The sequence below is a fragment of the Thauera sp. 2A1 genome (assembly GCF_009469595.2).
Classification (GTDB): Bacteria; Pseudomonadota; Gammaproteobacteria; order Burkholderiales; family Rhodocyclaceae; genus Thauera.
The window spans coordinates 81,998-107,815 of record NZ_SSXV01000010.1 but is presented as its reverse complement, the minus strand read 5'-3'; the positions used below and the strand labels follow the sequence as shown (position 1 = coordinate 107,815).

Sequence of the window (25,818 nt, the reverse complement as noted above, 5' to 3'; positions counted from 1 at the left end):
GGTTTTCGCAGCAAGAGCAGCGAGCAAATGCTGATTGAGGAGACAGGCTGCCGACGATCTTGCGGGTTGAGGGTTATCGACCGTACTTCTATAGCCACGAACCCGGCGAGCCACCTCATGTCCACATCGACAAAGGGGCTGCGACAGCGAAAGTCTGGCTGCACGATGCGTCGGTTGCGAGAAGCTCAGGTTTCACGGCCCAGGAGTTGGGCAAACTGCAACGCCTTGTGCGCAATGAACAAGTCGTGTTGAAAGGAGCATGGGATGCATTCTTTGGCACATGACACCGACGTTCGGGTGATGAACGTGAGGGTCGATGAGACTCGGCTTGTAGTCGACCTCATGGATGGCCGCACGATTGCGGCACCGCTGGCATGGTACCCACGGCTGGCGAATGCGACGGCCGATCAGCGCAGCCACTGGGAATTGGCCGGCGGCGGCTACGGCATCCACTGGCCGCTGATCGATGAGGACTTGAGCACGGAAGGCTTGCTGCGCGGCGTACGGGCACCGCAGTAGTCGCAGGGCGGGTGAAATCGAAGAGATCGGGGTCTGACACCGATTCCTCCGCCACATCTCGTTGGCTCGCCATTTTGCGGTATATTGATGCGGTATTTTGAGTAGGGGCTGAGCTATGGTATCTGCCATCAAACGCAAGACGTCCCTGACGCTGGACGCTGAGTTGCTTGACTCCGCCAAGGTGCTGGAGATTAACGTATCGGCCGTGGCCGAAGCGGCGCTCAAGAGGGCGGTGGCCGAAGCCCGTCGCAAGCAGTGGCTGAATGACAATGCAGACAACTTTGCTGCACAAGCTGCATGGCACGAGCGCAATGGTCACCCGCTGGCCGAGATCATGTGTGCTCCAGGGACCGCTTCGTGGAACGCCTGAACCGCTACAGCGTGGCGGAATACAAGGGCGTGGAGATGGTTGTGGTCGAAAGCGACCTCTTGCCGCCCGACCCTGCGGTCGTCGTCATTCCGTTGCTGCCCGACTATCCCGCCGTCAAGGGCCTGAACCCCGAAATTCTTTATGACGGTAAGCGGTTGATTCTTGCCACCCGACTCATCGCGGCGGTGCGACGAGCCAATGTGCGCTGCGTCGGGAGCGTGGCCGATCAGGGTGACAGCATCAATCGTGCGGTCGACATTCTGATGTCAGGTGTTTAGTGGCGGATGGGCACGAAATCGGGGGCCGAAATCGACAATGCAACTGGCAGACTGGTCGATTTGAGGGTGTGGCGGGCGTAAGTGTGTCGGGTTCAGCTCTTGAACCTGCTCACAGCTCGACGTCCTCATACAAGCCATCCAGCGCCAACTCGGCCCCAACACTTGCCAGCCGGACGACATCACCCTCGCCCGCCGGATGCAACACCCACAGCCCCTCGCTGTTCTTGCGGAAAAGGTCGGCATGCCGGCGATCCTGCTCAATCAGCAGGTATTCCTGCAGCGTGTCGATCTGCTGGTAGAGCTCGAACTTGCGGCCGCGGTCGAAAGCGGCGGTGGAGTCAGACAGTACTTCGATGATCAGGCAGGGATGCTGCTTGGCGAGGCTCGCCTCCGGTTGGCGGTCGCGCGCATCGCAGGTGACGAAGACGTCGGGGTAGAACACCGCGTCTGCGCGTTCGATGCGGAGCTTCATGCCGGAAACGAAGGCGCGGCAGGGCTTGCCCGCAAGTGCGGAGCGAAGCGCTGCGTAGGCATTACCCAGGATGGTGTAGTGCGCATCCGTGCCGCCGGACATGGCGAACACCTCGCCGCCGAGATACTCGTGGCGTTCGGGCTGGGTTTCTTCCCAGGCCATGTAGGCGTCGATGTCGAATTCGGGTTGGGTCTGGGGCAAGGCCATGATGCGTGCTCCGGGTTTTTCAGGAGCATAGCCAGTCGTCGTGGCAGGCTCAATCGCCCCGTGTAGGACCGGGCTCGACCGCGACCAGGCACCGAGTCGCGGTCAAGCCCGCTCCTACATGTAAGGTACGGACCTGTTGCGCTTGACCCTGCCGCTCACCACGCGGCGCGCCGGATCAACGGCCGCTTCGGCGTGTTCTTCATGTGAATCTTCCACCACACGCCGAACAGCGAATCGCCCCAGGCGACGGCCTTGCGCGGCAGGGTCAGGGGGTCGTCGGCGGTTGTAGCGGGGGAGCGCTCGCAGGTGGTGGCGGTGGTCCAGCCGGCTTCGGCGCAGGCTTCGACGGCGCGCAGGTCGTGGCTGCCGAAGGGGTAGCAGAAGTGGCGCACCGGCTCGCCGAGCAGATCCTGCAGCATGGACTTGCAGTCGGTCACTTCGCGCCGGATGGTGGCGTCGTCCTGTTCGGCGAGCTTGACGTGGTTCACCGAGTGGCCGCCGAAGTCGCAGCCTTCGGCGCGCAACTGGCGAATGCGGTCAGCGGTCATCAGCGGCGGCGTGGGGCGATTGTCGCGCTCGAACCAGCTCGACGGGCGCCCGACGAGGCCGGCGATCAGATACACCATGGCCGGGAAGCCGTGCTTCCTGAGGATGGGCCAGGCGTGTTCGGCGAAGTTCTCGTAGCCGTCGTCGAAGGTGAGCGCCACCGCGCGTGGCGGAATCGGCGCCTCGCCACGCACACAGGCGAGCACCTGATCCATCGACAGCACCGTGTAGCCGAAGCGCTTCAGGAAGGCCATCTGCGCGGCGAAGCGGTCGACGCGGCAGTAGGTCGAGCGATGCGACGCCATGGCGCCCTCGAGCCGGTCGAAGCGGCCGACCTGGTGGTACATCAGGATGTTGATGCCGTCGCTCATCGGGGATCGTCTTTGCGGGTTCTGTCTCTACGTCGGCGCCGGGTTCAGCGATTGTCCAGCAACTGCGCGTAGAGCGCACGGTACTGGCCGATGATCGCGCTTTCGGAAAAATCGCGGTCGATGCGGACGAGGCCGTTGGCCACCATCTGCCGCTGCAGGTCCGGTTCGCGGATGACGTGCTCCATGCCTGCCGCCAGCGCAGCACCGTCGTCGCAGGGTACCACCCAGGCGTCCTCGCCATGGCAGGCGATCTCGCGCGCGCCGCGAAAGGCGGTGGCGACCAGCGGCTTGCCGTAGGCCCAGGCTTCGAGGATCACGTTGCCCAGCGTTTCCGCATCGCGCGACGGGAATACCACCATGTCGGCGATGTGGAACCAGGGTGCCGGGTCGTGCTGCCAGCCGGCCCACAGGATGCGGTCGGCGACGCCGGCATGGCGCGCCTGAGCGTCGAGCGCGTCGCGCAGCCCGCCGTCGCCGAGCACAACCAGGCGCAGCCGCTTGCCGTCGATATCGGCGGGCAGCCGGCCCATCGCGTCGACCAGGAAGCGGTGACCCTTCACGTCGATCAAGCGGCCGGCGGTGACCATCAGCCAGTCGTCGGGCCGAACGTCGATCTGCTGGCGCAGCGCCGCGAGCTCGGCCTCAGGCACCGGCTTGGCCGGGTCGGCGAAGTTGGTGATGTGGAACACGCGGCTGGCCGGCAGCCCGCCCTGGATCATCCAGTCGCACAGGCCCTTGGTGTTGCCGATCCAGGCGTGGGCATGGCGGAACGGCGTGAGCTTGTAGTAGCCGCCCAGCCGCGACAGATGCACCTTGCCACGCCCCGGCTTGATGTGCGTGAGGCGGGTGGCGCGGCCCATGTAGGTCTGCACGATGGGTGCGTCGCTCTTCGTGATGAGGCGCGACACCTCGAAGCGCGACAGCGGGTCCCACACGGTGCGAAAGCCGAGCGTGCGATGCGGCACGTCCTGCAAATGGTGGCGGGCGAGCTCCGAGCCGCGGCGCACGACGGCCTCGACCGGCTCGCCATGTCGCACCATCGCCGACAGGAAGCGGGTGAACCAGCGCTCGGCGCCGCCCATGTGCGCGCTGCCGATCAGGTGCAGGGATTTCAGTTGGCTCATGTCTTTCCGCGTCCTTGCAGCACCTTGCGATAGATGGCGAGGTTGCCTTCGCACATCGCCTCCACCGAGAACTCGTCCAGCACCAGCGCGCGGCCGGCTTCGCCCATGCGCGTGCGCAGGGCGGCGTCGTCGAGCAGCCGGTTCATCGCCGCGGCCAGTGCCGTGACGTCGCCCGGTGCGATCAGCAGGCCATTGACGCCGTCGCGCACCGCCTCCGGCATGCCACCGGCGCGGCTGGCGATGATGGGCACCCGCGCGGCGGAGGCCTGCAGCAGCGACACGCCCAGGCCTTCCATGTCGGCGGGATGCACCAGCAGGTCGAGGCCGCCGAGGATCTCCGGCAGGTTGTCCACGAAGCCCATCAAGCGCACGTTGCCGGCCAGGCCCTGGTCGGCGATCGCCTGGCGCAGTTCCGCTTCCAGCGGGCCGCGGCCGAACACGAGCACCTGTAGCGCCGGGTGGCGCGGCAGCACGTTCTGCAGCGCGGCGAGCAGATAGCGGTGGCCCTTGCGCGGGATCAGTTGCGCCACCATGCCGGCGAGCGGTGTGCCTGCCGGCAGGCCGAGCGAAGCGCGGAAGCCCGCCTTGTCGTAGTCGCGCAGGTAGGGCGCGGCATCCACCGCGCTGCGCACGCAACTCACCTTGTCCGCCGCCAGGCCTTCGGACAGCAGCACCTGGCGGATGCCTTCGGAGATGGTGATCACATGGTCGTACAGCCGGTATTTCAGCCCCACCACCCAGCGCGCCTCGGGGTTGTCCACCCGGCGCGACAGCACGCAGGGCACGCCCGCGAGCCGCGCCGCGACCCCGCCCCACAGGTCTGCGCCGCGGCGGCTGTGCAGATGCACCAGATCGGGGCGCTCGACCTCAATCAGGCGCTTCAGCCGCAGCGCCAGGCCGAGGTCGGCGTCGCCTTTCATCGGCAGCTCGAACACCTGCGCGCAGGCGCGTGCCGGCGCGGCGATGTGCGCACCGGGCGGGCAGGCGAGCAGGTTGGTCACGCCGCGGCGGGCGAGCCCTTCCATGATGTAGAGCACCTGCTTGGCGCCGCCATACAGGTGGCGGCCGGATTCGACGTGCAGGACCTTCATGCGGCGCGCTCGGCAGCCAGCACTGCGCGGGCTTCGTGCATGACGCGCTCGGCGCTGATGTCGCGCAGGCAGGTGAAGGCGCCGTTGCAGGTCGGGCGGCGGCGGCAGGGCGAGCAGGGCAGCCCGAGCCAGATCACCTTGCCGTTGGCGCGGCCGGTGTCCAGATAGGGCCGGGTGGAGCCGAACAGCGCCACGGTGGGCGTCGCGAAGGCGGTGCCCATGTGGGTGAGGCCGGTGTCGACGCCCACCAGCAGGCCGGCATGCTTGATGATCGCCGCCGCCTCGGGCAGCCGGGTGGCGCCGGCCAGCGACACGACGCCGGGCGCCGCGCTCGCGATGCGCCGCGCGGCTTCCTTGTCCGCCGGGCCGCCGAGGACGAGCGGCGTGAGGTCGAGCTCGTCGCGCACCCGCGGCGCCAGCGCCTGCCACGCATCCTCGAACCAGTGCTTCTGCGGCCGCGTGGTGAAGGGCGCGAACACCGCGTAGCGGCCGGGTTCGAGGCCATGCGCGGCCAGCAGCGCCCGGGCCTTCGCCTCGGTCTCATCGCTCACGCACAGCCGCGGCAGGAATTCGCCGGTGTCCAGGCCCAGTCGCTCGGCCAGGTACAGATATTCCGAGCTGATGCGCCGTTCGATGCCGCCCTTGGGCACGACCTCGGTCATCAGCCACTGGCTGCCTTCGCGCGAACCCAGCCCGATGCGCCGCGGCGCGCCGGACAGCCAGGTCAGCAGCCCGCTCTTGAGCAGGCTCTGCATGTCGATCGCGGTGTCGAAGCGCTTGTCGCGCAGCATCGCGCGGAAGACGCGGACACGGCCCAGGAATTCGAGGTAGCGGCCTTCCTTCCACAGCTTCTTCCATTCGCCTTTCGGCCACAGGATCAGCTCGTCGATGCAGGGGTCGGCGGCGAGCAGCTCGTGGATGCCGGGCTCGACCAGCCAGGCGACATGGGCGTCCGGATAGCTGCGCTTCACCGCGGCGGCGAAGGGCGAGGCGAAGACGACGTCGCCGATGGCGGAGGCGCGGACGATGAGGAGGCGGTTCAAGGGGGAACAGGAGTCAGGTGTGAAGTGAGAGGACCCGCCGGCAGATTACATCGCGAGTGTCCCGCAGGTTGAGGGTCAGCGCGCGACAGACTCCTGGGGGCAGGAAAAGCCATTCTGCTTCCAGGCGGCTGGCACGTCGTCGATCTTGTAGATATGAACGCTCCTGGGTGCGTTCCGCGCCCTGAATTCGGCCACCTGCGGCAGGCAGCCGAGTGTCGCGGCGAAGTCGTTCATCTCCTTATTGCTCGCGTAGAGCGCCAGGTAGAACGGAGGGGGCGTGTTCTGCAGCGCCAGTCGGATTTCGGGTACTTCGCGCGCGGCCGGATTGTCACGCGAGATGCCTGCCAGGAACTGGAGGCGCGTGTCGTTGATGATGATGCGCTCACCGGCGGTCACGTGGCCTTTGATCCACAGTGCCGCATCGTTGATGAACAGATTCGAAGGCGGAAGCTTGATGAAGCCGGTGAGCACGATGACGCCGAGCAGGATGGCGAGCGCCGGACGCGACAGGCGCCCAACCGTGCTCTCCGCGATCGGGGGCACGGCTTGCAGCGCATCCGCCACATAAGGGCTCAGCAGCGCGAGCAGCAGAAGCGACGCCAGTAGCGCATAGCGGTTGACCATGATCGGAGTCTGCGCCAGAAACACCAGCAGGATCAGCACATTGATCGCCAGCACCCAGTAGATGGGCCCGGCTTTGACGGCGACATGGCGGCGTCCGCGGTAAAGGCACCAGGCGCAGGCGAGCAGCAGGCCATTGCCGAAATTGGCCAGCGTCATGTAGGCGATGGACGCGATGAGGCCCGTGCCGAGGATCAGTTGGGCGAGGTCGCGGCTGTGTTCGTTCAGGATGGCATTGGAAAGCAGCGTGGCGCGATCGGTGAACGTGTGCCAGAGCAGCAGCGGATTGGCCCGCAGGTACAGTTCGTCGAGCCGGGAGGCCGGCAGGTGCCCCGACAGCGCGAGCCCGGCCAGCAAGCCCAGCGCGGGGACGATCCAGCAGCTTGCCAGCAGCCAGCGGCGCAGGCGCATCGTCCGGCCTCCGGCCTGCGCGAGCAGGCCCAGGGGCGCGAGAATCATGAAGGCTGCCGCTTCGATCCTGAACAGGCAGGCGACGGCGATGGCGACCTGCCACGCGAGCGCGTCGGCGAGCCGACCGCGCGGGTCCAGCCAGAAGCGGGTGAAGTGCACGAACCCGAGCAGCGAGAAGGCAAGGAAGCCCCAGTCGCGGATGATTTCCAGTCTGTGATCCAGGCCGCGGAAGGCGAAGAACAGCAGCACCGGCACCCAGCCCAGATGGCCCGCGCTACCGACGAGACGGCAGAGGCGGATGAAGGCGTCGGCCAGAATGACGATGCAGACGGTGTTGACCAGGTAGGCCGAATGCAGCATCGAAAGCCCGGAGAGGTGCGACACCAGGCCGATCAGGATCGGATAGAAGGGCCACGGATAACTCGCCAGCGCGCCCGACAAGCCCTTGTCCAGAAAGGCCTGTGCGGTGTCGATGTACAGCACGCCGTCGGGGTTGATGATCCGCCCGGCCAGGATGGCGGTCGCCATCAGCAGCACGGTGAGGAGGGCGGCGCCTGCGCGGGCGAGGTCACGCTTGCCTGATGTCGGCTCCGACGGCAAGGTCGGCGGCAGTTCCTGTTGCTTCATGTGGACCTGTGGGCGTTGGTGCAGGCGCGCAGCGGGCCCGTCAGGTGACGATGACCGCATTGCGGGCCGCCGCATAGGCGGGAACGGTCAGATACCTGACCTTCGAGCCGTTGAGCCGCGGGATGCCCGAGCCGTTGAAATCGATGCCCGCCTGCGCCACGCCGGCATGATCGCCAGCGGAGAAGGCTTCGCGCACGGTCTTGGTGAACATGCCCGGACCGGTGAAGGCGAGGATGGCGCTCTTGGGGAAACTGAAGCTGCGATTGCGGAAGTAATCGTAGTGATGGCAAATGTTGTCGATCATGCGCGCCAGGACCGGATGTCCCGGCGCAAAAGCGAGGCCCCACTGGCACACGATCTTGTCGGGGTGCTGCATGCGCCCCATCGCCTCGTCGTCGGGCAGCACGATGCAGTCACTGCCTTCGTACGAAATCAGCGCAGAGGCATCGCGCGGGTGCAGCGCGGTCAGGGGGGTGGTGCAGGCCTTGTTGATGTCGAAATAGTAGCCACCGCGCTCGAAGAGGATGCAGTAACGGAAGATGTCCGCCCGCATCGGGCCGAAGCGCACATTGGCAAAGATCCGGTGGATGGGGTGCTCGCCCCAGTGCTCGGCCATGTATGCGCCGAGCTGCTGCTGGTCGAAGATCACGAGCGAGAGTTCCGGGTTGATGTCGCGGAACTTCTCCAATTCACGCGCGTGCGTCTTGCCGAAGTAGCGGTCTTCCCAGGTCTGGTAAACCGTTGTCGGTATCGACTGCTCGACGGCCTGCAGCTTTTCACGATCCGCGACGAGCTGAAGTGGCAGTTCGTTCGTCAGGTAATATCTGCCGCGGCTCAGGCAGCCGAGTATGCGTCGCACGGAGTCATCCTGTGTGCATGAAAAGTGTTTCCGGGGGGCGCCATGAGGCTTGAATTATAATCGCGGCTGGCATCGATACGCACCCGACACCTCCTCAATGCGTCTGGCAATCTTCATTCCTTCCTTCGGCGACGGCGGTGTCGAGCGCATGCTGGTCAATCTGGCCGGCGGCCTGGCGGCGTTGGGTGTGGCGGTCGATTTCCTGACGCGGCACCGCGGCGCGCCTTACCTCGACGAACTGGATCCGCGTGTGCGGCTGATCGACGGAGTGCGTAATGGGATCGCAGATGTGCAACCCTTCCTGTGCCGTTACCTGCAGGACGCCAGACCGGATTTCGTACTGTGCGGCAAGGACGAATCCGCCTTCGCCGTTCTTCTTGCGCGCCGCCTCGCCAGGGTGCAGACCGGTCTGATCATGCAGCCGGGTACCAATTTCTCGGCACGGCTGGCAGAACTGAGGCCTTACGCGCGGTGGCGCATGAGGCTGAAGGTGCGCTTCGTCCATCGTGCTGCCATTGCGGTGGTGGGCAATTCCGAGGGCGTGGTCGAGGACATCGCAAAAGTTGCCGAGCTGCGCCCCGAGCGGGTGCATCTGATCCGCAATCCGACGATCACGCGCAGATTGTTGGCGCAGGCGGCCGAGCCGCTCGATCACCCCTGGTTCGCGGCCGGTGCGCCGCCGGTGATCCTGGGGGTCGGCCGCCTCGGTAAGGTCAAGGGCTTCGATGTGCTGCTGCAGGCATTTGCGCAGGTGAGGCAGGCGCGGCCGTGCCGCCTGATGATCCTCGGCGAGGGGCGTCTGCGCGCCGCGCTGACGAAGCAGGCACGCGAACTCGGCGTGGAGGCGGATTTCGCGCTGCCCGGCTTCGATCCCAATCCATACCGCTATCTCGCGCGTGCGGCCTTGTTCGTGCTGTCTTCGCGCCGCGAGGGGGCACCGAATGCGCTGATCGAGGCCCTCGCGCTCGGAACGCCGGTGGTCTCTTCGGACTGTGCGTCGGGACCGGCGGAAATCCTGCGCGCCGGGGCGGTTGCGCCCCTCGTGCCGGTGGACGATGCGCCGGCGCTGGCGCGCGCCATGCTGGCGACGCTCGACCGGCCCGGTGATGCGCTCGGTCGTAAGGCTGCGGTGGCCGAATACAGCGTGGAAGCGTGCGCGGAACGCTACCTGGCGCTGTTCCAGTCCCTCGCCGCAGAGGCTCGTGCATGACGACGATCGCAATCTTCGCCTCGACTTCCGGGCACAGCGGCGTTGACCGGGCGATGAAGCACCTGGTGCCGGAACTCGTCGGCCGTGGCTACACGGTCGATCTGCTCAAGGTGCGCCGCCATGGGCCCGACATCCGCTTCGAGCATCCGCGCTTCCGCGTGCTGGATCTGGGCACGCGACATACCTACACCGCAGTGTTCGCGGTCGCTCGCTATTTAAGGGCGAACCGCCCCGCCGTGCTGCTGAGCGACAAGGACCGCGTGAATCGCACCGCCCTGGCGGCGAAGTGGCTGGCCGGCAGCGACACGCGGCTGGTGTTCAGCTCCGGCACGACGATCTCAATCGATCTCGCCCATCGCGGCGCATTCGAGCGCTGGCTCCAGCGCAATTCGATGGGCAAGCTGTATGGCTTTGCCGATCGGGTCATCGTGACTTCGACCGGCGTGGCCGACGACATGGCGGCCTACACCGGCCTCGCGCGTGCGCACATCCTCCCGGTCGCGAGCCCGGTGGTGCCCGACGAATTCCTGCAGCGGGAGTTCGCGCGGCCCGACCACCCCTGGCTGCAGCCGGGCGAGCCGCCGCTGATCCTGGGTGTCGGCGAGTTGTGCGAGCGCAAGGGCTTCGACGTGCTGCTGCGCGCGTTTGCCTTGCTGCGCAGGGAGCGGCCGTGCCGGCTGATGATCCTCGGCAAGGGCAACTGGCGTCAGCACCTGATCGACCTCGCCGCGGAGCTGGGCGTTGCGGACGCCTTCGCGTTGCCCGGCTTCGTCGACAACCCTTACGCCTACATGGCCCACGCGAGCCTGTTTGCGATGACCTCGCGCTGGGAAGGGCTCGGTTTCGTGCTGATCGAGGCCATGGCTGCCGGCACGCCGGTGGTTTCGACCGATTGCCCGAGCGGCCCGGCGGAGGTGCTCCAGGGTGGCCGCTACGGCAGACTGGTCGCGGTCGACGATGCCGAGGGGCTGAAACGGGCGATGGCCGAAACCCTGGATGCGCCTCTGCCCGCGGCGACGCTGAAGGCGGCCATCCAGCCCTATACCGTGTCGGCGGCGACCGACGCCTATCTCGGGGCGTTCGGCCTGCCGGTTCGGGCGGCCTGAACGTGCGACCTGAACGGGCTCGCCTGCGCGGGCCGATGCTAAACTCCGCGCCTTCCGGCTGCAGGCACGGGACCCTCGTCCGGGAGGCGGTTCGCGGATCGCCGAGTCTCCCTCAACCCCCTTCTGGAGCCCGTTGGCTTATGTGTGGCATCGCAGGCGTCATTTCGAAGAACCGGCCCGCGGACCGGGAGGTGCTCGAGCGCATGGCCGCGGCGCTGGCGCATCGGGGTCCGGACGACCGGGGCTACTTCATCGAAGGTGACGTCGGTCTGGCGCAGACGCGGCTTTCGATCATCGACCTCGCGCATGGCCACCAGCCGCTCTACGCGCGCGGCGACGAACTGGTCCTGGTCGCGAACGGCGAGATCTACAACGATCTCGAGCTGCGTGCCGAATTCGAGCGTGATGGCGCCCACTACCAGACGCGCTCCGACAGCGAGACCATCCTGCACGCCTATGATCGCGACGGCGAGGCCTGCCTGCAGCGCCTGTTCGGCATGTTCGCCTTCGCGTTGTACGACCGCCCGCGCCGGCGCCTGCTGCTGGCGCGCGACCGGCTCGGCATCAAGCCGCTGTTTCTGGCGAAACTGCCTGACGGCTACGCGTTCGCTTCCGAGCTGAAGGGGTTGCTGCCGGCCCTGCAGGGGCGCGTCGGGATCGATGCCGATGGCCTCGTGCAGTTCCTGCACAATCAGTTCAGTTCCGGCCGCACGACGATCCTGAGTGACGTCGAGCGCCTGGCGCCGGGCGAGGCGGTGCTGTTCGAGGATGGGCGCCTGGTGCGCCGCTGGCAATACTGGTCGGCCTCCGACGTGCAGCCACAGCGCTTGACGCTCGAGGAGGCCAGGGAGGCGTTCTCGCCGCTGATGGAAACGGTCATGCGCCAGCACATGCGCGCCGACGTGCCTTTCGGCCTGTTCCTGTCCGGCGGCGTCGATTCAGGCACGCTGCTGGCGCTGCTGACGAAGTACGGCGACCAGCCGGTGCGCACCTTCTCGGTGGGCTTTCCCGGCACCGGCACGCAGGACGAACTGCCACCGGCGCTGGAGATGGCCAGGCGCTATGGCAGCCTGCACACCGAGATCCGGCCGAGCGGCGACGAGCTGCGTCAGCACCTGGCAGCCACTGTCTGGGCGGCGGACGACCTGATGCGCGACTACGCCAACATCCCCACCTCGCTGCTGTCGCGTCACGCTGTCGGCGAGCTGAAAGTGGTCTTCTCCGGCGAGGGGGGCGACGAAGTGTTCGCCGGCTACGGCCGCTTCCGCAAGTCCGCCGTGCAGCGCTGGGTCAAGGACCTGCTGCAGCCGGGCTCGGGTGGGTTTCGCACCAGCGGCGCGCTGGACCGCGGGGCGCGTCGCCGGCTCCTCGGGGCGGAGTTGCGGGAGGCCTTCACGCGCGTGCGCCAGCCGTTCATCGACGCCTGGGAGGCCAGCCCGCCGAGCTGGTCGGCACTGCAGCGCATGCAGTACGACGAGCTCCTCACCGCACTGCCGGACAACCTGATGGTGAAGGCAGACCGCATGATGATGGCCTGGGGGCTGGAGGGGCGCGTACCCTTCCTCGATCACCGCATCGTCGAATTCGGCTTGTCGCTGCCGGACGAGCTCAAGGTCAGCGACCGGCGCGGCAAGGTGTTCCTGAAGGAGTGGGCGCGTCCCTACGTGCTCGAGGAGCAGATCTCGGCTAAGAAGCGTGGCTTCCATGTGCCGGTCAACAATTGGCTGAGCGGCGACTTCCTGACCCGGCTCGGCCGGGCGCTGGCCGCTTCGCCCGCCATTCGCGCCTGGTTCAATGCGGACGAAGTGGCGCGGCTGGTGCGCAGGCAGCATGGCAGGGACCGCACGGCCGCCCGGCTGCTGTACGCCTTGCTGCAGTTCGCGCTTTGGCACCGGATGTTCATCGAGGGCGAGGGCGCGCGGCCGCCGGCGCTCGTCGAGCCGCTCGAGCTGCTGGGTGCCTGAGCGGTGAACGACGCGCTTCGCCCTGGCTCGCGTGCCCGCCTGGCGGTGCTGATCTCCTTTTCCGGCGAAGGCGGCGTCGAGCGCATGGTGCTCAACCTCGTCGAAGGCTTCGCGGCGCGCGGAGTCACCGTCGACCTGCTGGCGATCCGCGCCGACAGCGCGCATCTGGGGGCCTTGCCGGAAGGCGTGCGGCTGATCGACCTCGGCGTGCGCCACAGCGGCATGGCGGTGCGGCCGCTGGCGCGCTACCTGCGCGAGGCGAAGCCCGAGGCCCTGCTTGCCGCCAAGGATCGCGCCATCCGCGCCGCGGTGCTGGCGCGCTGGCTGGCGGGCAGCAAGGTGCGCATCGTCGGCCGGCTGGGCACCAACCTGTCGGCGGCGCTCGAAGGGCGTTCGGGGCTGGCGCGCTGGCTGCGCGTGGCGCCGATGCGGCTGTTCTATCCGCCGGTGGAGCGGGTGGTGTGCGTGTCCGAAGGCGTGCTGGAAGACACCGCCCGCCTCACCGGCCTGCCGCGCGAGCGGCTGCAGGTGATCCGCAACCCGGTGGTGACGCCGCGCCTGGGCGAACTCGCGGCGCAGCCGGTGGAGCATCCGTGGTTTGCCGACCACGCCGTGCCGCTCGTGCTGGGTGCCGGCCGCCTGACCGAGCAGAAGGACTTCCCGACCCTGGTGCGTGCCTTTGCGACGCTGAGGCGTGCGCGGCCGGCGCGGCTGGTGATCCTCGGCGACGGGCGCCATCGCGCGCGGCTGGAAGCGCTCGCCGCCGAACTCGGCGTCGCCGCCGACGTGGCGCTGCCAGGCTTCACGCACAATCCCTATGCGTGGATGGCGCGGGCCGATCTCTTCGTGCTCAGTTCCGCCTGGGAAGGCTCACCCAACGTGCTGACCGAGGCGCTGGCGCTGGGTACGCCCAGCGTGGCGACCGACTGCCCGAGCGGCCCGCGCGAGGTGCTGGACGGCGGGCGTTACGGCCCGCTGGTGCCGGTCGGCGACGCCGAGGCGCTGGGCGAGGCGATGCTGCGCACGCTGGCCGCGCCGCTGCCCGCCGCCGAGCTGAAGCGCGCGGTGGCGGCCTACAATCGCGACGCGTCGGCGCAGGCCTATCTCGCCGCGCTCGGGCTCACTGGAACCGACTGAATGCTGCTGTCGCTGAAATACAACTTCCTCTTCGTCCATATCGCCAAGACGGGCGGCACCTCGGTGCGCGACTCGCTGCGCCCGCTGCGCCTGCGCGACCCCTGGTATCCGGTGCAGTTCCTGTGCTCGCGGCTGTCGGCGCTGTCCGGCCACCGGCTGGGGATCAAGTTTCCGCGCCATTCGAAGATCATCGCCGCGAAGGAGATGCTGCCGGCGGAGACGTTCGACAATCTTTTCAAGTTCGTCTTCGTGCGCAACCCGTGGGACCTGCAGGTGAGCTCGTTCCACCACATCCGGCGCGAGCGGCCGCACCTGATGAGCCACATCGAGACTTTCGACCAGTTCATCCGCTGGAAGCTCGATCCCGAGCGGCCCTACCAGTTCCATGTGGACACCAGCATCGAGCTGCAGAGCGACTACGTGATCGACCTGCACGGCAAGGTGCTGGTGGATTTCATGGGACGCTACGAGCACCTGGCCGAGGACTTCGACGAAGCCTGCCGCCGCATCGGCATCAAGCCGCCCGAGCTGCTGCACAAGCGCCAGGCGACCGACCGCCAGAAGGATTTCCGCAGCTACTACACCGACGAGCTGGCGGAGATGGTGGCGAAGCACTTCGAGCCGGACATCCGGATCTTCGGGTACCGGTTCGACGAGCCCTGATCGAGCGATTCGAGCGCCCCAGGCATCGTAGGGTCGGCTTCAGCCGACCGGCGGTCCGGCGCGACGGTCGATTGGCCGGCTGAAGCCGGCCCTACGGGTTTCCGGTAAGCGTCCCGAATTGACGTTTATTGGAGCGCATCATCCACCGCAATCTCGCTGCCACTCGCCAACAGCCGCGCATACGCCCCATCGGCCGCGGCCAGTTCGGCATGCGTACCGACCTCCACGATGCGCCCGCGCTCCATCACCACGATGCGGTCGGCGTCGCGGATGGTGGACAGGCGGTGGGCAATGACGATCACGGTGCGGTTCTTCCGCAGGGTGTCGAGCGCGTCCTTCACCGCGCGCTCTGACTCGTTGTCGAGCGCCGAGGTGGCTTCGTCCAACAGCAGGATGGGGGCGTCCTTCAGGAAGGCGCGGGCGATGGCGACGCGCTGGCGCTGGCCGCCGGAGAGCTGGCTGCCGTTGGGGCCGACGCGGGTCTGCAGGCCGTCGGGCAGCTTGGCGATGAACTCCCAGGCATGTGCAGCGCGGGCGGCGCGCTCGATGTCGGCGAGCGGCACTTGCGGGCGGCCGTAGGCGATGTTGGCAGCCAGCGTGTCGTCGAACAGAACCACCTGCTGGCCGACCCAGCCGATCTGGCTGCGCAGCCAGCCCAGTGGCAGGGTGCCAAGCGGCTCGCCGTCGAGCAGGATGCGGCCTTGCGTGGGCTCGAAGAAGCGGGTGATCAGGTTGACCAGCGTGGTCTTGCCGCTGCCCGAGGCGCCCACCAGCGCCACCGTCTCGCCGGGGCGGATCGCCAGCTCGAAGCCGTCGAGCGCCCGGCCGTCCTGCGCCGGGTAGCTGAAGCTCAGTTGCTCGAAGCGCAGTTCGCCGCGCGCGGCGGGACGGTCGGCGGACGTGGTGTCGGGCTCGGGCGGGGTGTCGAGCAGTTCGAAGATGCTCTGCGCGCCGGCCAGGCCGCGCTGTATCACCGAGTTGATGTTGGTCAGGCGGCGGATCGGCTCGAACAGCATCGACATCGCGGTGACGAAGGACACGAATTCGCCGGGCGTGAGCTTGTTTTCCGCGGACAGCGCCGAGGCCGTCCAGATCACCGCCGATACGGCTGCAGCGGCGAGGACCTGCACCAGCGGCACGTTGGCAGACGACACGCGCACCGTGCGCATCGTCTGCTGGCGCAGGCGCTCGGAAATGACGGCGAACCTGCGGTCCTCATGCTCGTGCGCGCCGAAGAGCTTGATCTCGCGGATGCCGGTGAGCGATTCCTCCACCGCGCCGGTCATGTGCCCGGTGGTTTCCTGCATGGCGCGATTGGAGCCGCGCAGCTTGCGGCTGGCGACGCGGATCAGCCAGGCCACCACCGGTGCGATGGCGACGATCAGCAGCGTGAGCTGCCAGGCGGTGTAGATCAGGTAGCCGGTGAGGCCGACGATGATCAGCGAGTCGCGGATGATGATGATCCAGGCGTTGGAGAGCGCCGAGCCGACCTGCGGGATGTCGTACAGGATGCGCGACAGCATGCGCCCGCCGGCCTCGGCCTGATGCACCGACATCGGCAGGTGCATCTGGTGGCGGAACACCTGCTGGCGCAAGTCGGTGATCGCCTTGTTGGCGATCCACTGGCTCGAGACGCTGGCGGCGTACTCGGCGATCCCCTTGCCGAGGAAGGCGAGCATCAGGAACAGCGGCACCTGCCACTGCGCGGTGGCGCTCTTGCCGATCAGGCTCTCGTCGACCAGCGGCTTGAGCAGCGCCGGCAGCACCGGCTCCAGCGACGCGGCAGCCACCATCGCCAGCAGCGACAGCGCGACGACCTTGTAGTAGGGTTTGAGCGAGCCGAGCAGGCGGCGGTAGAGCTGGATCGAGGCCTTCATTCCCGGTGCAGCACCTTGTCGACCAGCAGGCTGGACCAGCCTTCGGCGCGGAACTTGGCATGCAGGGCGTCGGCGTCGTAGCGGGTTTCCAGCCAGGTCAGGAAGTCGACCGGGGCGCTGGCCGTCTCGGCGAGGTAAGAGGCGAAGAAGAAGTCGAGAACCCCCGTGCGGGCCTTCTTGAAGTGCCCGTAGCGCCAGTTGAGCTCCGCTGCTGCATCGGCCACCGGGTGGCCGAGATGAAGGATGCGGTAAAGGGCCGCACCCAGTCCGGCGCGATCCGCGCCAGATTTGCAATGCATCAGGGCCGGATACTCGATCTGTTCGAACAGCGCGCCGAGCGCCTTGATCTCCTGCACCCGCGGGGCATTGCGTGAATAAAGCTTGGTGTCGTGGAGGGCGATGCCCAGCTTGCGGCAGATATCCTTTTCGTAATGGTAGGTGCCGAAGTCGTTTTCGCCGCGCAGGTTGATGATGCTGCGAATGCCGTACTTGCGCTGGTACTTGCGGATCTGTGCCGGGCTGGGCTGGCTGCAACGGTACATTCCACCGCCCAGGTGGTAGAAGTTGTTGTAGACGGCCCGGATGAAGCCGTGGTCGACCAGGTGCATGTCGAGCCAGGCCTTGAGCCGGCCGCCTGGCGTCTTGAGGGGGTCCGGTCTGGTCATTTCGCCTTGTCGACGGTGAAGGGGATGTTTTGCACCGCCGGCAGGCGCGCGAGCGTGTCTGCGGTGATGCCGGCGGGCTGGCCGGCGCGGCAGGCGAAGGCGTCGGGCGCGATCGCATCGACCAGCGCGTCGCATCCGTCCGCGGTGGCCGGCACCACCCAATCCACCATGCGCAGCGCCGCCAGCAGCGGCAGCAACGCATGTGGCGAACCGTCGGCCGCGGCGGGCGCGATCACCACCAGGCGGTCGCCGAGCGCGCGCGCGGCGTCGAGAAAATCGAGCGCGCCACCGTCGATGGCCGCGGGGGCGAGCGTGGCGACCACCGCCTCGCCGGCCGCGCGGGCGCGCTCGCGCACCGTGGCGATCGCGCCCGCGCTCACCACGCCCTGCGGCAGCGGTGCGTGGCGCTCCATCTCGGCTCGTACCTCATCCACCGTGGCGGTGGCGGTGCCCAGCTTGCCGACGACGATGCCGGCGGCGAGGTTGGCCAGCGCGGTGGCGTCGGCCAGCGACAGCCCGGCGGCGATGCCGCAGCCCAGCGCCGCCGACACCGTGTCGCCCGCGCCGGTGACGTCGAACACTTCGCGCGCGCGGGTGGGTAACTGGAAGGGCGTCGCGTTGCGTCGCAGCAGCGTCATGCCGCGCTCGCCGCGGGTGATCAGCAGCGCGTCGAGCTCGAGTTCGGCACGCAGGGCTTCGCCGCGCGCGATCAGCGTCGCATCGTCGGCGCAGGGGCCGACGATGGCCTCGAACTCGGCAAGGTTGGGCTTCACCAGGGTGGCGCCGCGGTAACGGGAAAAATCGGCACCTTTGGGGTCGACCACCACCGGCACGCCCTGCGTCCGTGCCTGCGCGATCAGCACCTGCACGCCGGCGAGCGTGCCCTTGGCGTAGTCGGACAGGATCAGCACGTCGGCTTCGGTGAGCAACTCGGCCACCGCCGCTTCCATCAGGCCGGCATGTTGCGCGGCGAAGGTCTGCTCGAAATCGAGCCGGATCAGTTGCTGGTGGCGGCTGATCACCCGCAGCTTGGTGATCGTCGGTGCATCCGACACCGTCTGCAGCCTGCAGCGTACCTGCTGCGCCTCGAGCCGTGCGGCGAGCAGGCGGCCTGCTTCGTCCTCGCCCACCAGGCCGACCACGGTGGTGCGGGCGCCCAGCGCGGTGGCGTTGAGCGCCACGTTGCCGGCGCCGCCGGCGCGCACTTCGTCCTCGCCCACGCGCACCACCGGCACCGGGGCCTCCGGCGAGATGCGCGAGGTGGCGCCGTGCCAGTAGCGGTCGAGCATGACGTCGCCGACGACGAGCACGCGGCTGCCGGAGAAGTCCGGAAGGGGAAGCAGCATGGGAGCGAACGCAGTCCGTATCGGGAAAACCGGCGGATTATCCCATGGATCGGCGCCGCCCCGGTCCGGCGGCGCTCGTGCGGTGCGGCTTCAGTAGCCCTGGAAGTCGCGCAGCAGCCACACCGTCGCGCGACGGTGCAGCTTCGGATAAACGGCGATGTCGACCTCGCCCAGCCGCTCGGCGGCGGCAAAGCGCGCGCTGATCGCGCCCGCGTCGTCGCGGTCGGTGACGAACAGGAAGTGCTGGCCGGTCTGCAGCGTCAGCGGCGCGGTGAGGCCGTAGTGGTCGGTGACGTGAGCCTGCGGCTGCCAGCGCGCATAGTGTGCAGGGCGCAGGTGGTAGATCAGTTGCGCCAGCATCTCGCGCTCGTCCGACAGCAGCACCACGTCAGGATGCGCCGAGGACTGCGCCGCGAGATAGGGGCGGACCGACTCGGCAAACGCCTGCCAGCCGCGCGCGCGCTTGTAGGGGTCGTTGCGCGACGTGAGCTCCTTGCCGGCGAGCCGTACCAGGTCGGGCCAGTGGTAGGCGACCGGGGCCAGCAGCAGGTTGAACGCCACCGCCACGATCATCAGCCGCCAGCGGCTACGTCCGCCCTGCGCCAGGAAGGCCGGCACCAGCACGCAGCCGCCGACGAAGATCGGCGCCGCCCAGTTGCCGTTGGCGCGCCCGGTGAGGGCCTGCAGGCCGACGACGGTCAGCAGTGGCAACACCAGCATCAGCAGGAAGCGAAAGCGCGTGTCCGCCCACAGGCTGCGCGCTCGCAGCAGCGCCCAGGCCAGGCCGACGGCGAGCAGCGGGCCGAACGACACCCATTGCGCACCCAGGAACTCGAAGAACTCGCCCGGCTTGAAGCCGCGCTGGGCGACGCCCGCGCCGCTCACCCGGGTGATCTCCGCGGTGTGCTGGAAGGTGGGGAAGCCGTGCTGCCAGTTCCACCACAGGTTGGGCGCGAACACGGCAAAGGCGACGACCAGCGCCAGCCACGGCCCGGGCCGCAGCAATTGCCGCCAGCCGCCGGGATGCGCGAGCAGGGCGAGGAAGGCGGAGCCGATGAAGGCCGCCATGGTGTACTTCGACATCATGCCCAGCCCGGCCACCAGCCCGATCGCCAGCCAGCCGACGGTGGCCCCGGTCTGCAGCGTGCGCCATAGCAGCAGCATGCCCAGCGCCCAGAGAAACAGCAGCGGCGCATCGGTGCTGACGAACAGTCCCAGCGCCGACACGATCGGCATCGTCAGGAAGGCGAGTCCGGCCCAGAAGCCGATGCGCGCGTCGAACAGCCGCTGGCCGAGCTGCTGGATGACCAGCGCCGCGGCCGGATACAGGATCAGCGACGGCGCCTTCAGCGCCAGCAGGTTGTCGCCGAACAGCGCCTGGCACAGCGCAATGAGCCCGGCGATCAGCGGCGGCTTGGAGTAATAGCCCCAGTCCAGCGCCTGCGCCCAGCCCCAGTAGTAGGCCTCGTCCACATAGGGGTCGATGTGCAGGTGCAGGATCGCCCAGGCGCGGTAGAGCGTGAAGGCGACCGCGAGGAGCGGCAGCAGCCAGGCGGGTGGCGCACTGGCCGGCCGATGGTCGGCAAGATGCGTGGCGTTCGGGATGGGCGTCATGGGCGCGAGTTTAGCGGAACGCGGCCACCTCGGACTTTGCGGCGCCCCCCGCCCATCGCGCCTCCGCCTTTGCCGCAATCTGCGGGGTCGCGGTCAAGCCCGCTCCTACAGGACCGCGCTACCGTGGGAGCGGGCTTGACCGCGATGTGGCCGATGTTAGCGAACGCGGCGTATGAGTGGCACGCGCCCTGCCGTAGGAGCGGGCTTGACCGCGATCAGCCGCTTGGGTGCTCAATGCTTCAGCGGTTGAACCACTTCAACACCACCCCCCAGCTCTCGACGTCAATGCGAGTCACGTGCCCGCAGGCGAAGTCCAGCCCCAGCCAGCGCTCGGCCGGCAGGCCGAGCAGGTGGCCGGCGATGGCGCGCAGCGGGCCGCCGTGGGCGACGACGGCCACCGGACCCGGGGGGCGGCTAAGGATCAGGTCGTTGAGCCAGCCCAGCGCGCGCGCCGCCATCTCGCGCGCCGATTCGCCACCCGGCGCGCGAAAACCCAGCGGATCGGCCGCCCAGTCGTCGATCGCGCTGCCGATGTCGTCGAACAGCCGGCCTTCCCAAGCGCCGAAGTGGATCTCCTTCAGGCGCTCGTCCAGCAAAGGTTCGCCGAGCGCGTCCGCCAGCAGGCGCGCGCGCTGCAGCGGGCTGGCATGCAACTCGAACTCGGCCGGCAGCAGCGGACGCAACCGCGTGGCGCAGTCCTCTGCGGATTCGGCCAGGCCCACGTCGTGCTGGCCATAGCACACGCCGTGCGCGACGTCGGGCCGGGGGTGGCGGATCAGGTGGAGTTCCATGAGGCGGAAGTCTATCTTGCCGCCCGAGATTCATTTGCTATGCTGATCGAAGTTAAAACTTTCGATCAGCAATATGATTCCGCGTCAGGCACTTGCAACGCTCCATCGGCTGGCGAAGGGTTTCCCGGTGTTGCTGCTGACCGGCCCCCGGCAGGCTGGAAAAACCACGCTGGCACGGCTCGGTTTTCCGGAAAAGGCTTATGTTTCGCTCGAGAATCCGGACGAACGCGAGTTTGCGGAGCGCGACCCGAAGCGCTTCCTGCAGCGTTTCCCCGACGGCGCCATCCTGGACGAGGTGCAGCGCTGCCCGGCCTTGCTGTCATGGTTGCAAGGCCTGGTCGATGAACGTCGCCGCATGGGAGACTTCGTGCTCACCGGCTCGCAGCAATTCGAACTGGCGTCGGGCGTCAGCCAGTCGCTGGCAGGCCGTGTCGGCAGGGTGGAGCTGCTTGGCCTGTCCGGAGCGGAGCTGGCTACACATGGAAGCCTGCCCGACCACATCGACACCCTGTTGTGGCAAGGAGGCTACCCGGCCTTGTACGACCGCCAGCTCGAGCCGGGAGACTGGTTCGCCAACTACGTTGCCACCTACCTCGAGCGCGACGTGCGGCAATTGCTGGCGGTGCGGGATCTCAGGCTTTTTCAGCGCTTCGTGCGCATGTGCGCTGCGCGTTCGGGGCAGTTGCTCAATCTGGCAGCGCTCGGGGCGGACTGCGGCATTTCTGCGGTGACGGCTCGTGAGTGGCTGTCGGTGCTGGAGGCGAGCTTCCTGGCGATGCGCGTGCCGCCCTACTTTCGCAATTTCGGCAAGCGGCTGGTCAAGACGCCAAAACTCTACTTTCTGGACGTCGGGCTGATGGCCTGGCTGCTCGGCATCCGCCATCCGGCCAGTGTCGAGACGCATGCTTCGCGCGGTGCGCTGTTCGAAACGTGGGTGGTGTCGGAGCTCGCCAAGCGGCGCCTCAATGCGGGACAGCCGGCGGATCTGTATTTCTGGCGCGACAGCGCGGGTCACGAGGTCGACCTCATCCTGGAAACGTCGGAAGGCCTGCAGGCGGTGGAGATCAAGTCGGGCATGACCTTCGCGGAAGACTGGCCGCAAGCCGTGGCGAAGTGGCGCGCGCTGGCGGGCGAGGAAGGCCGCCTGCCCTGGCTGGTCTTCGGCGGCGAGGGCGACTACGAGCGGCAGGCTTGTCGCGCGCTGGGATGGCGCGAGTTCATCGCTGTCGCAGGGAATGTCGTTTCAGGCTGAGCACCGGCACTTAGAAGAGCGCCGCCAGCGCCGGATGCCAGGCCACCAGGATGCCGAGGTAGCACGCCAGCTCCGACGCCTGCTGGGTGGCGCCGAGCAGGTCGCCGGTGTAGCCGCCGAGGCGGCGCAGGAACATGCGCGCGGCCCACGCCGTCACCAGCAGCACGGCGAGCGTGGCGCCGAGCACTTCGATGGGTGACAGCAGTGCCAGCGGCAGCAGACCGCACAGCGAGGCGATCGCCAGCTCGGAGCCGGTGAGGCGGCGGGCGAGCGGCTTGGCCTTGGAGGTTTCGTCCTCTCGCACGTAGGGCAGCAGGTGGATCAGGCTGGTCGAGGCCAGCCGCGACAGCGGGTGGGCCACCAGTAGCGCGATCGCCACGTCGAGCTCGTCCTCGGCGCCCAGTTCGTACAGCGCCGCCGCCTTCGCCAGCAGCATCAGCACCATGCCGATGGTGCCGTAGCTGCCGATGCGCGAGTCCTTCATGATGGTGAGCACCTGGGATTTTTCCCAGCCGCCGCCCAGACCGTCGCAGGCGTCGGCCCAGCCGTCCTCGTGGAAAGCGCCGGTGACGCGCACCGTCACCGCCATCGACAGCAGCACCGCCAGCGTCGGCGGCAGGACCATCACGCAGGCGAGGTAGGTGGCTGCGCCGATCGCGCCCACCACCCAGCCCACCAGCGGAAAGTAGCGTGCCGAGTGGTTGAGCCGCTCGGTCGACCACGGCACCCAGGCCGGCACCGGCAGGCGGGTGAAGAAGCCGAGCGCGGTGAAGAAGAGTTCGAGCTGGTAGCGCATCGAGGTTAAGTCAGGTTGAGCGTAGGGGCGCTCTCTCTAATGGCTATACTGCGCATAAAGCATGCGCATCGATACGAGGTGTCTCAATGATTGCTCATACTGCATCGGCCAAGAAAGCCACGAATCTTAGCCTTTCCGCTGACGTACTGGCTGAGGCCAAGCGTCTGGGCATCAACGTTTCGCAAGCTTGCGACGAGTTCCTGCGCGAACTGGTGCGGGCCGAGCGGACGCGGCGCTGGAAGGCCGAAAATGCCGATTTCATCGTCGAGTACAACCGCATCGTCGAGTCAGAGGGCTTGCCCCTGGCCGAATGGAGAAGCTTCTGACATGCCCTGCTTCGACGTTTATCGTCATGCGGGACCGGGCTCGGTCGACACGCCCTACCTCATGGATGTCCAGGCCGATCTGCTCGACGTGCTCGACACCCGGGTGGTTGTCCCGCTGCGTCGGCGCGACAGGCTGGCGATCGCCAGGGTGCCGCCGGATCTGATGCCCATGTTCGACATAGAGGGCGTGGCCTGTGTGCTGGAGATGCCGAAGCTGGCCGCGGTGCCGGCCCGACTGCTGAAGAGACGTGTCTGCTCGCTCGCCGAGCATCGGGCGCAGATCACCGCTGCGCTTGATTTTCTGTTTCAGGGCTATTGAGCCTCAGCCCTTGTCGCTGACGCCGGCCGATTCGAAGCTCGCCATGTCGTTGAGGAAGTTCACCGCCGCCTGCACCAGCGGATACGCCAGCGCCGCGCCGGTGCCTTCGCCCAGGCGCAGATCGAGCTCCATCAGCGGCTCGACGCCCAGGTGGGCGAGCTGCACGCGGTGGCCGGGCTCCTGCGAGCGGTGGGCGAACACGCAGTAGGGCAGGATGGCGGGCTCGATGGCGTGGGCGATGAGCAGGGCCGAGGTGACGATGAAGCCGTCGATCAGCAGCACCATGCCTCTCTCGGCTGCGCCCAGCATGGCGCCGGCCATCATCGCGATTTCGAAGCCGCCGTATTCGGCCAGCGCCGCGAGCGGGTCGATCGGTCGTCCACCGCGCCGCAGCGCCTGTTCCAGCAGGACGCGCTTGCGCGTGAGGCCGGCGTCGTCCAGGCCGGTGCCGCGGCCGGTGATGGTGGCGAGGTCCGCGCCGCCGGCTTCGCCCACCAGGCAGTGCGTCAGCAGCGAAGCCGAGGCGGTGTTGCCGATGCCCATCTCGCCGAAGCCTACGCAGTTGCAGCCGTTGGCGGCCAGCGTGTGGGCGAGCTCGCGGCCGCGGGCGAGCGCGGCGTCGCACACTTCGGCGCTCATCGCCGGCTGCTCGAGGTAGTTTGCGGTACCGGGTCCGAGCTTGGCGTTGATGAGGCCTGGACGCTTGCCGAAGTCATGGTTGACGCCTGCATCGACGACGGTGAGGCCGATGTCCAGTTGCCGCGTGAACACGTTGATCGCCGCGCCGCCGGCGAGGAAGTTCTCCACCATCTGCCAGGTCACGTCCTGCGGATAGGCTGACACGCCGGCGCGCGCCGCGCCGTGGTCGCCGGCGAACACCAGGATGTGCGGCTGGCGGAGCTCGGGCGTGAGCGTCTGCTGGATCAGCCCGATCTGCAGCGCCAGGCCTTCCAGCCGGCCGAGCGCGCCGAGCGGCTTGGTCTTGCGGTCGATCTTGTGCTGCAGGGCGGCGGCGAGCGCGGTGTCGGGGGCGGAAAGATTCGGCTTCATGGCGGATGGGGCGGTTTCAGTCGCGGCGGATGGTAGCACCACTCCGACTGTCGCGGCCCCGCGTAGGAGCGCGCTTGAGCGCGGCCCGACCCCGAATCGCGGTCGAGCCCGCTCCCAGGCGGAAGCGGCGAGTCGTTGTAGGAGCGCGCTCGAGTGCGACCCGCCTCCAAATCGCGGTCAAGCCCGCTCACGACACCGTCGGCGACCCTTTCATCACCAGCGGCAGCCCTGCGGCGACAAAGGTCACGCGCGGGCAGAGCGCTGCCACCGCCTGGTTGAGCCGCCCGGCCTCGTCTCGGAACAGCCGGCCGAGCGGGGTTTCCGGCACGAGGCCGAGGCCGACTTCGTTGGCGACCAGGATCACCTGCCCGGGCAGGGTGGGCAGGGTGGCGAGCAGGGCGTCGCGCTGCTGGCGGAAGCGCGGCAGGGCCTCGGCGCTCGCCGCCGGCGGCAGCGCCTCCGCGCCGGCCATCAGGTTGGCGAGCCACAGCGTCAGGCAATCGACGATCACGCAGCGCTCGGGCGCGGCTTCGCGGCGCAGCGCGGCGGCGAGCGTGAGCGGCGCCTCCACCGTCTGCCACGCGGCGGGGCGGTCGGCTCGGTGGCGGCGGATGCGTTCGGCCATCTCTTCGTCGCCGGCTTCGGCGGTGGCGATGACGGTGACCGGCAGGCCGGAATCGACTGCGCGCTGTTCGGCGAGCCGGCTCTTGCCCGAGCGCGCGCCGCCGAGGATCAGTTCGAGTTTCATCGGAAAGTGGACTTTATTGCGCTGCAAAATCGAGCCGAAAAAGGTATCATCCGCGCCGCTGCCCCGAAAGGGGCGCTGCGTTCGAGGTGCCCGACGGCGGTCCACGCCCGAGGGGTAAACGGGAAACAGGTGCGCGCTGCGACGGGCTTCGAGCCTCGTCCCGCAATGCCTGTGCTGCCCCCGCAACGGTAAGCGAGTGCAAGGCGCGTCATGCAGCCACTGGGCCCGGCCCGGGAAGGCGATGCGCTGCGTGCGGACGGTTTCGTCATGAAGCCGTTCCGACTCAATTCGCGAGCCCGGATACCGGCCCCGACGTGTTGGCGGATGTGCCGCGGGGTGGCGGCGACGGGCTCGGGCTTCCTGATGCCCGGGCTTGCCCCGGTCGTGGTGCGTCCATGTGCAGCTTGCCGTGGAC

The 25,818-nt window shown here is 68.0% G+C and carries 27 protein-coding genes and 1 riboswitch; of the genes, 12 read left to right on the top strand and 15 right to left on the bottom strand.

Annotation, left to right across the window (positions count from 1 at the left end):
- The first annotated feature begins 59 nt into the window (after positions 1 to 59).
- From GH664_RS23860 to GH664_RS11330, 4 genes are all read left to right on the top strand, one after another.
- Entirely contained in the window at positions 60 to 284 is a 225-nt protein-coding gene (locus GH664_RS23860; RefSeq protein WP_264301966.1) for a DUF4160 domain-containing protein, read from the top strand.
- Positions 265 to 519, top strand: a complete 255-nt coding sequence (locus GH664_RS11340) for a DUF2442 domain-containing protein (RefSeq protein WP_153168176.1) — start codon at positions 265 to 267, stop codon at positions 517 to 519. Before GH664_RS23860 ends, GH664_RS11340 begins: the two co-directional genes overlap by 20 nt.
- Before the next feature lie 115 nt (positions 520 to 634).
- Complete coding sequence (locus GH664_RS11335; protein ID WP_153168175.1) at positions 635 to 889, top strand: type II toxin-antitoxin system CcdA family antitoxin; 255 nt, start codon at positions 635 to 637, stop codon at positions 887 to 889.
- Positions 877 to 1,167: a CcdB family protein gene (locus tag GH664_RS11330; RefSeq protein ID WP_153168174.1), complete on the top strand. Its 291-nt coding sequence runs from the start codon at positions 877 to 879 to the stop codon at positions 1,165 to 1,167. The genes GH664_RS11335 and GH664_RS11330 overlap by 13 nt, the downstream gene beginning before the upstream one ends.
- A gap of 109 nt (positions 1,168 to 1,276) precedes the next feature.
- On the opposite strand, the gene GH664_RS11325 is transcribed toward GH664_RS11330, so the two are convergent.
- From GH664_RS11325 to GH664_RS11295, 7 genes are all read right to left on the bottom strand, one after another.
- The gene (locus GH664_RS11325) at positions 1,277 to 1,846 is read right to left on the bottom strand and encodes a Uma2 family endonuclease (RefSeq protein WP_153168173.1); all 570 of its coding nucleotides are present in this window, start codon (positions 1,844 to 1,846) and stop codon (positions 1,277 to 1,279) included.
- A gap of 155 nt (positions 1,847 to 2,001) precedes the next feature.
- Positions 2,002 to 2,763 (bottom strand): polysaccharide deacetylase family protein, encoded by a 762-nt coding sequence (locus tag GH664_RS11320; protein ID WP_153168172.1) that lies wholly within the window; start codon positions 2,761 to 2,763, stop codon positions 2,002 to 2,004.
- Between the two features lie 44 nt (positions 2,764 to 2,807).
- Positions 2,808 to 3,887 (bottom strand): glycosyltransferase, encoded by a 1,080-nt coding sequence (locus GH664_RS11315; protein ID WP_194270385.1) that lies wholly within the window; start codon positions 3,885 to 3,887, stop codon positions 2,808 to 2,810.
- Positions 3,884 to 4,978: a glycosyltransferase family 4 protein gene (locus GH664_RS11310; protein ID WP_153168171.1), complete on the bottom strand. Its 1,095-nt coding sequence runs from the start codon at positions 4,976 to 4,978 to the stop codon at positions 3,884 to 3,886. The genes GH664_RS11315 and GH664_RS11310 overlap by 4 nt, the downstream gene beginning before the upstream one ends.
- The gene (locus GH664_RS11305) at positions 4,975 to 6,021 is read right to left on the bottom strand and encodes a glycosyltransferase family 9 protein (RefSeq protein WP_153168170.1); all 1,047 of its coding nucleotides are present in this window, start codon (positions 6,019 to 6,021) and stop codon (positions 4,975 to 4,977) included. Before GH664_RS11305 ends, GH664_RS11310 begins: the two co-directional genes overlap by 4 nt.
- A gap of 75 nt (positions 6,022 to 6,096) precedes the next feature.
- Complete coding sequence (locus GH664_RS11300; RefSeq protein WP_153168169.1) at positions 6,097 to 7,680, bottom strand: hypothetical protein; 1,584 nt, start codon at positions 7,678 to 7,680, stop codon at positions 6,097 to 6,099.
- A 40-nt stretch (positions 7,681 to 7,720) separates the two neighbouring features.
- Complete coding sequence (locus tag GH664_RS11295; protein WP_153168168.1) at positions 7,721 to 8,539, bottom strand: glycosyltransferase family 32 protein; 819 nt, start codon at positions 8,537 to 8,539, stop codon at positions 7,721 to 7,723.
- Between the two features lie 97 nt (positions 8,540 to 8,636).
- Here GH664_RS11295 and GH664_RS11290 point away from each other — a divergent pair, with 97 nt between their 5' ends.
- From GH664_RS11290 to GH664_RS11270, 5 genes are all read left to right on the top strand, one after another.
- Entirely contained in the window at positions 8,637 to 9,749 is a 1,113-nt protein-coding gene (locus tag GH664_RS11290; protein ID WP_153168167.1) for a glycosyltransferase, read from the top strand.
- Positions 9,746 to 10,855, top strand: a complete 1,110-nt coding sequence (locus GH664_RS11285; RefSeq protein WP_153168166.1) for a glycosyltransferase — start codon at positions 9,746 to 9,748, stop codon at positions 10,853 to 10,855. Before GH664_RS11290 ends, GH664_RS11285 begins: the two co-directional genes overlap by 4 nt.
- 140 nt (positions 10,856 to 10,995) lie before the next feature.
- Entirely contained in the window at positions 10,996 to 12,819 is a 1,824-nt protein-coding gene (asnB, locus tag GH664_RS11280; protein ID WP_153168165.1) for an asparagine synthase (glutamine-hydrolyzing), read from the top strand.
- 3 nt (positions 12,820 to 12,822) lie between these two features.
- Complete coding sequence (locus tag GH664_RS11275) at positions 12,823 to 13,956, top strand: glycosyltransferase (RefSeq protein WP_228111476.1); 1,134 nt, start codon at positions 12,823 to 12,825, stop codon at positions 13,954 to 13,956.
- The gene (locus tag GH664_RS11270) at positions 13,957 to 14,619 is read left to right on the top strand and encodes a sulfotransferase family 2 domain-containing protein (RefSeq protein WP_153168164.1); all 663 of its coding nucleotides are present in this window, start codon (positions 13,957 to 13,959) and stop codon (positions 14,617 to 14,619) included.
- Positions 14,620 to 14,744: 125 nt separating this feature from the next.
- On the opposite strand, the gene msbA is transcribed toward GH664_RS11270, so the two are convergent.
- The 5 genes from msbA to cobC all read right to left on the bottom strand — a co-directional run bounded on the left by msbA (position 14,745) and on the right by cobC (position 20,912).
- A complete protein-coding gene (gene msbA / locus GH664_RS11265) occupies positions 14,745 to 16,496 on the bottom strand; it encodes a lipid A export permease/ATP-binding protein MsbA (protein WP_153168163.1) in 1,752 nt (583 codons plus the stop codon).
- Complete coding sequence (locus tag GH664_RS11260; RefSeq protein WP_228111475.1) at positions 16,493 to 17,161, bottom strand: tyrosine-protein phosphatase; 669 nt, start codon at positions 17,159 to 17,161, stop codon at positions 16,493 to 16,495. The genes msbA and GH664_RS11260 overlap by 4 nt, the downstream gene beginning before the upstream one ends.
- Entirely contained in the window at positions 17,158 to 18,507 is a 1,350-nt protein-coding gene (gene rfaE1, locus GH664_RS11255; protein WP_153168162.1) for a D-glycero-beta-D-manno-heptose-7-phosphate kinase, read from the bottom strand. Before rfaE1 ends, GH664_RS11260 begins: the two co-directional genes overlap by 4 nt.
- 90 nt (positions 18,508 to 18,597) lie before the next feature.
- Complete coding sequence (locus GH664_RS11250) at positions 18,598 to 20,121, bottom strand: glycosyltransferase family 39 protein (RefSeq protein ID WP_153168161.1); 1,524 nt, start codon at positions 20,119 to 20,121, stop codon at positions 18,598 to 18,600.
- A gap of 239 nt (positions 20,122 to 20,360) precedes the next feature.
- Positions 20,361 to 20,912 (bottom strand): alpha-ribazole phosphatase family protein, encoded by a 552-nt coding sequence (gene cobC, locus GH664_RS11245; protein ID WP_153168160.1) that lies wholly within the window; start codon positions 20,910 to 20,912, stop codon positions 20,361 to 20,363.
- Positions 20,913 to 20,985: 73 nt separating this feature from the next.
- Here cobC and GH664_RS11240 point away from each other — a divergent pair, with 73 nt between their 5' ends.
- Positions 20,986 to 22,164, top strand: coding sequence for an ATP-binding protein (locus GH664_RS11240; protein WP_153168159.1), 1,179 nt, complete (start codon positions 20,986 to 20,988; stop codon positions 22,162 to 22,164).
- Between the two features lie 10 nt (positions 22,165 to 22,174).
- On the opposite strand, the gene GH664_RS11235 is transcribed toward GH664_RS11240, so the two are convergent.
- A complete protein-coding gene (locus tag GH664_RS11235; RefSeq protein WP_153168158.1) occupies positions 22,175 to 22,960 on the bottom strand; it encodes an adenosylcobinamide-GDP ribazoletransferase in 786 nt (261 codons plus the stop codon).
- Between the two features lie 86 nt (positions 22,961 to 23,046).
- Between GH664_RS11235 and GH664_RS11230 the strand changes: the two genes are divergently transcribed.
- Entirely contained in the window at positions 23,047 to 23,286 is a 240-nt protein-coding gene (locus GH664_RS11230; RefSeq protein ID WP_153168157.1) for a type II toxin-antitoxin system CcdA family antitoxin, read from the top strand.
- A 1-nt stretch (position 23,287) separates the two neighbouring features.
- The gene (locus GH664_RS11225) at positions 23,288 to 23,605 is read left to right on the top strand and encodes a CcdB family protein (protein WP_153168156.1); all 318 of its coding nucleotides are present in this window, start codon (positions 23,288 to 23,290) and stop codon (positions 23,603 to 23,605) included.
- Positions 23,606 to 23,608: 3 nt separating this feature from the next.
- Here the strand turns inward: GH664_RS11225 and cobT are convergent, their stop codons facing one another.
- Positions 23,609 to 24,655 (bottom strand): nicotinate-nucleotide--dimethylbenzimidazole phosphoribosyltransferase, encoded by a 1,047-nt coding sequence (cobT, locus tag GH664_RS11220; protein WP_153168155.1) that lies wholly within the window; start codon positions 24,653 to 24,655, stop codon positions 23,609 to 23,611.
- Between the two features lie 187 nt (positions 24,656 to 24,842).
- On the bottom strand, positions 24,843 to 25,403 hold the full coding sequence (gene cobU, locus GH664_RS11215; RefSeq protein ID WP_153168154.1) for a bifunctional adenosylcobinamide kinase/adenosylcobinamide-phosphate guanylyltransferase: 561 nt from the start codon (positions 25,401 to 25,403) through the stop codon (positions 24,843 to 24,845).
- 67 nt (positions 25,404 to 25,470) lie between these two features.
- A riboswitch (cobalamin riboswitch) is annotated at positions 25,471 to 25,730 on the top strand.
- Positions 25,731 to 25,818 lie beyond the last annotated feature (88 nt).

Coding starts and splice junctions, on each gene's coding strand:
- GH664_RS11340 (WP_153168176.1), top strand. CDS start 265: ATGCATTCTTTGGCACATGACACCGACGTTCGGGTGATGAACGTGAGG.
- GH664_RS11335 (WP_153168175.1), top strand. CDS start 635: ATGGTATCTGCCATCAAACGCAAGACGTCCCTGACGCTGGACGCTGAG.
- GH664_RS11325 (WP_153168173.1), bottom strand. CDS start 1,846: ATGGCCTTGCCCCAGACCCAACCCGAATTCGACATCGACGCCTACATG.
- GH664_RS11320 (WP_153168172.1), bottom strand. CDS start 2,763: ATGAGCGACGGCATCAACATCCTGATGTACCACCAGGTCGGCCGCTTC.
- GH664_RS11315 (WP_194270385.1), bottom strand. CDS start 3,887: ATGAGCCAACTGAAATCCCTGCACCTGATCGGCAGCGCGCACATGGGC.
- GH664_RS11310 (WP_153168171.1), bottom strand. CDS start 4,978: ATGAAGGTCCTGCACGTCGAATCCGGCCGCCACCTGTATGGCGGCGCC.
- GH664_RS11300 (WP_153168169.1), bottom strand. CDS start 7,680: ATGAAGCAACAGGAACTGCCGCCGACCTTGCCGTCGGAGCCGACATCA.
- GH664_RS11290 (WP_153168167.1), top strand. CDS start 8,637: ATGCGTCTGGCAATCTTCATTCCTTCCTTCGGCGACGGCGGTGTCGAG.
- GH664_RS11285 (WP_153168166.1), top strand. CDS start 9,746: ATGACGACGATCGCAATCTTCGCCTCGACTTCCGGGCACAGCGGCGTT.
- asnB (WP_153168165.1), top strand. CDS start 10,996: ATGTGTGGCATCGCAGGCGTCATTTCGAAGAACCGGCCCGCGGACCGG.
- GH664_RS11270 (WP_153168164.1), top strand. CDS start 13,957: ATGCTGCTGTCGCTGAAATACAACTTCCTCTTCGTCCATATCGCCAAG.
- msbA (WP_153168163.1), bottom strand. CDS start 16,496: ATGAAGGCCTCGATCCAGCTCTACCGCCGCCTGCTCGGCTCGCTCAAA.
- GH664_RS11260 (WP_228111475.1), bottom strand. CDS start 17,161: ATGACCAGACCGGACCCCCTCAAGACGCCAGGCGGCCGGCTCAAGGCC.
- rfaE1 (WP_153168162.1), bottom strand. CDS start 18,507: ATGCTGCTTCCCCTTCCGGACTTCTCCGGCAGCCGCGTGCTCGTCGTC.
- GH664_RS11250 (WP_153168161.1), bottom strand. CDS start 20,121: ATGACGCCCATCCCGAACGCCACGCATCTTGCCGACCATCGGCCGGCC.
- cobC (WP_153168160.1), bottom strand. CDS start 20,912: ATGGAACTCCACCTGATCCGCCACCCCCGGCCCGACGTCGCGCACGGC.
- GH664_RS11240 (WP_153168159.1), top strand. CDS start 20,986: ATGATTCCGCGTCAGGCACTTGCAACGCTCCATCGGCTGGCGAAGGGT.
- GH664_RS11235 (WP_153168158.1), bottom strand. CDS start 22,960: ATGCGCTACCAGCTCGAACTCTTCTTCACCGCGCTCGGCTTCTTCACC.
- GH664_RS11230 (WP_153168157.1), top strand. CDS start 23,047: ATGATTGCTCATACTGCATCGGCCAAGAAAGCCACGAATCTTAGCCTT.
- GH664_RS11225 (WP_153168156.1), top strand. CDS start 23,288: ATGCCCTGCTTCGACGTTTATCGTCATGCGGGACCGGGCTCGGTCGAC.
- cobT (WP_153168155.1), bottom strand. CDS start 24,655: ATGAAGCCGAATCTTTCCGCCCCCGACACCGCGCTCGCCGCCGCCCTG.
- cobU (WP_153168154.1), bottom strand. CDS start 25,403: ATGAAACTCGAACTGATCCTCGGCGGCGCGCGCTCGGGCAAGAGCCGG.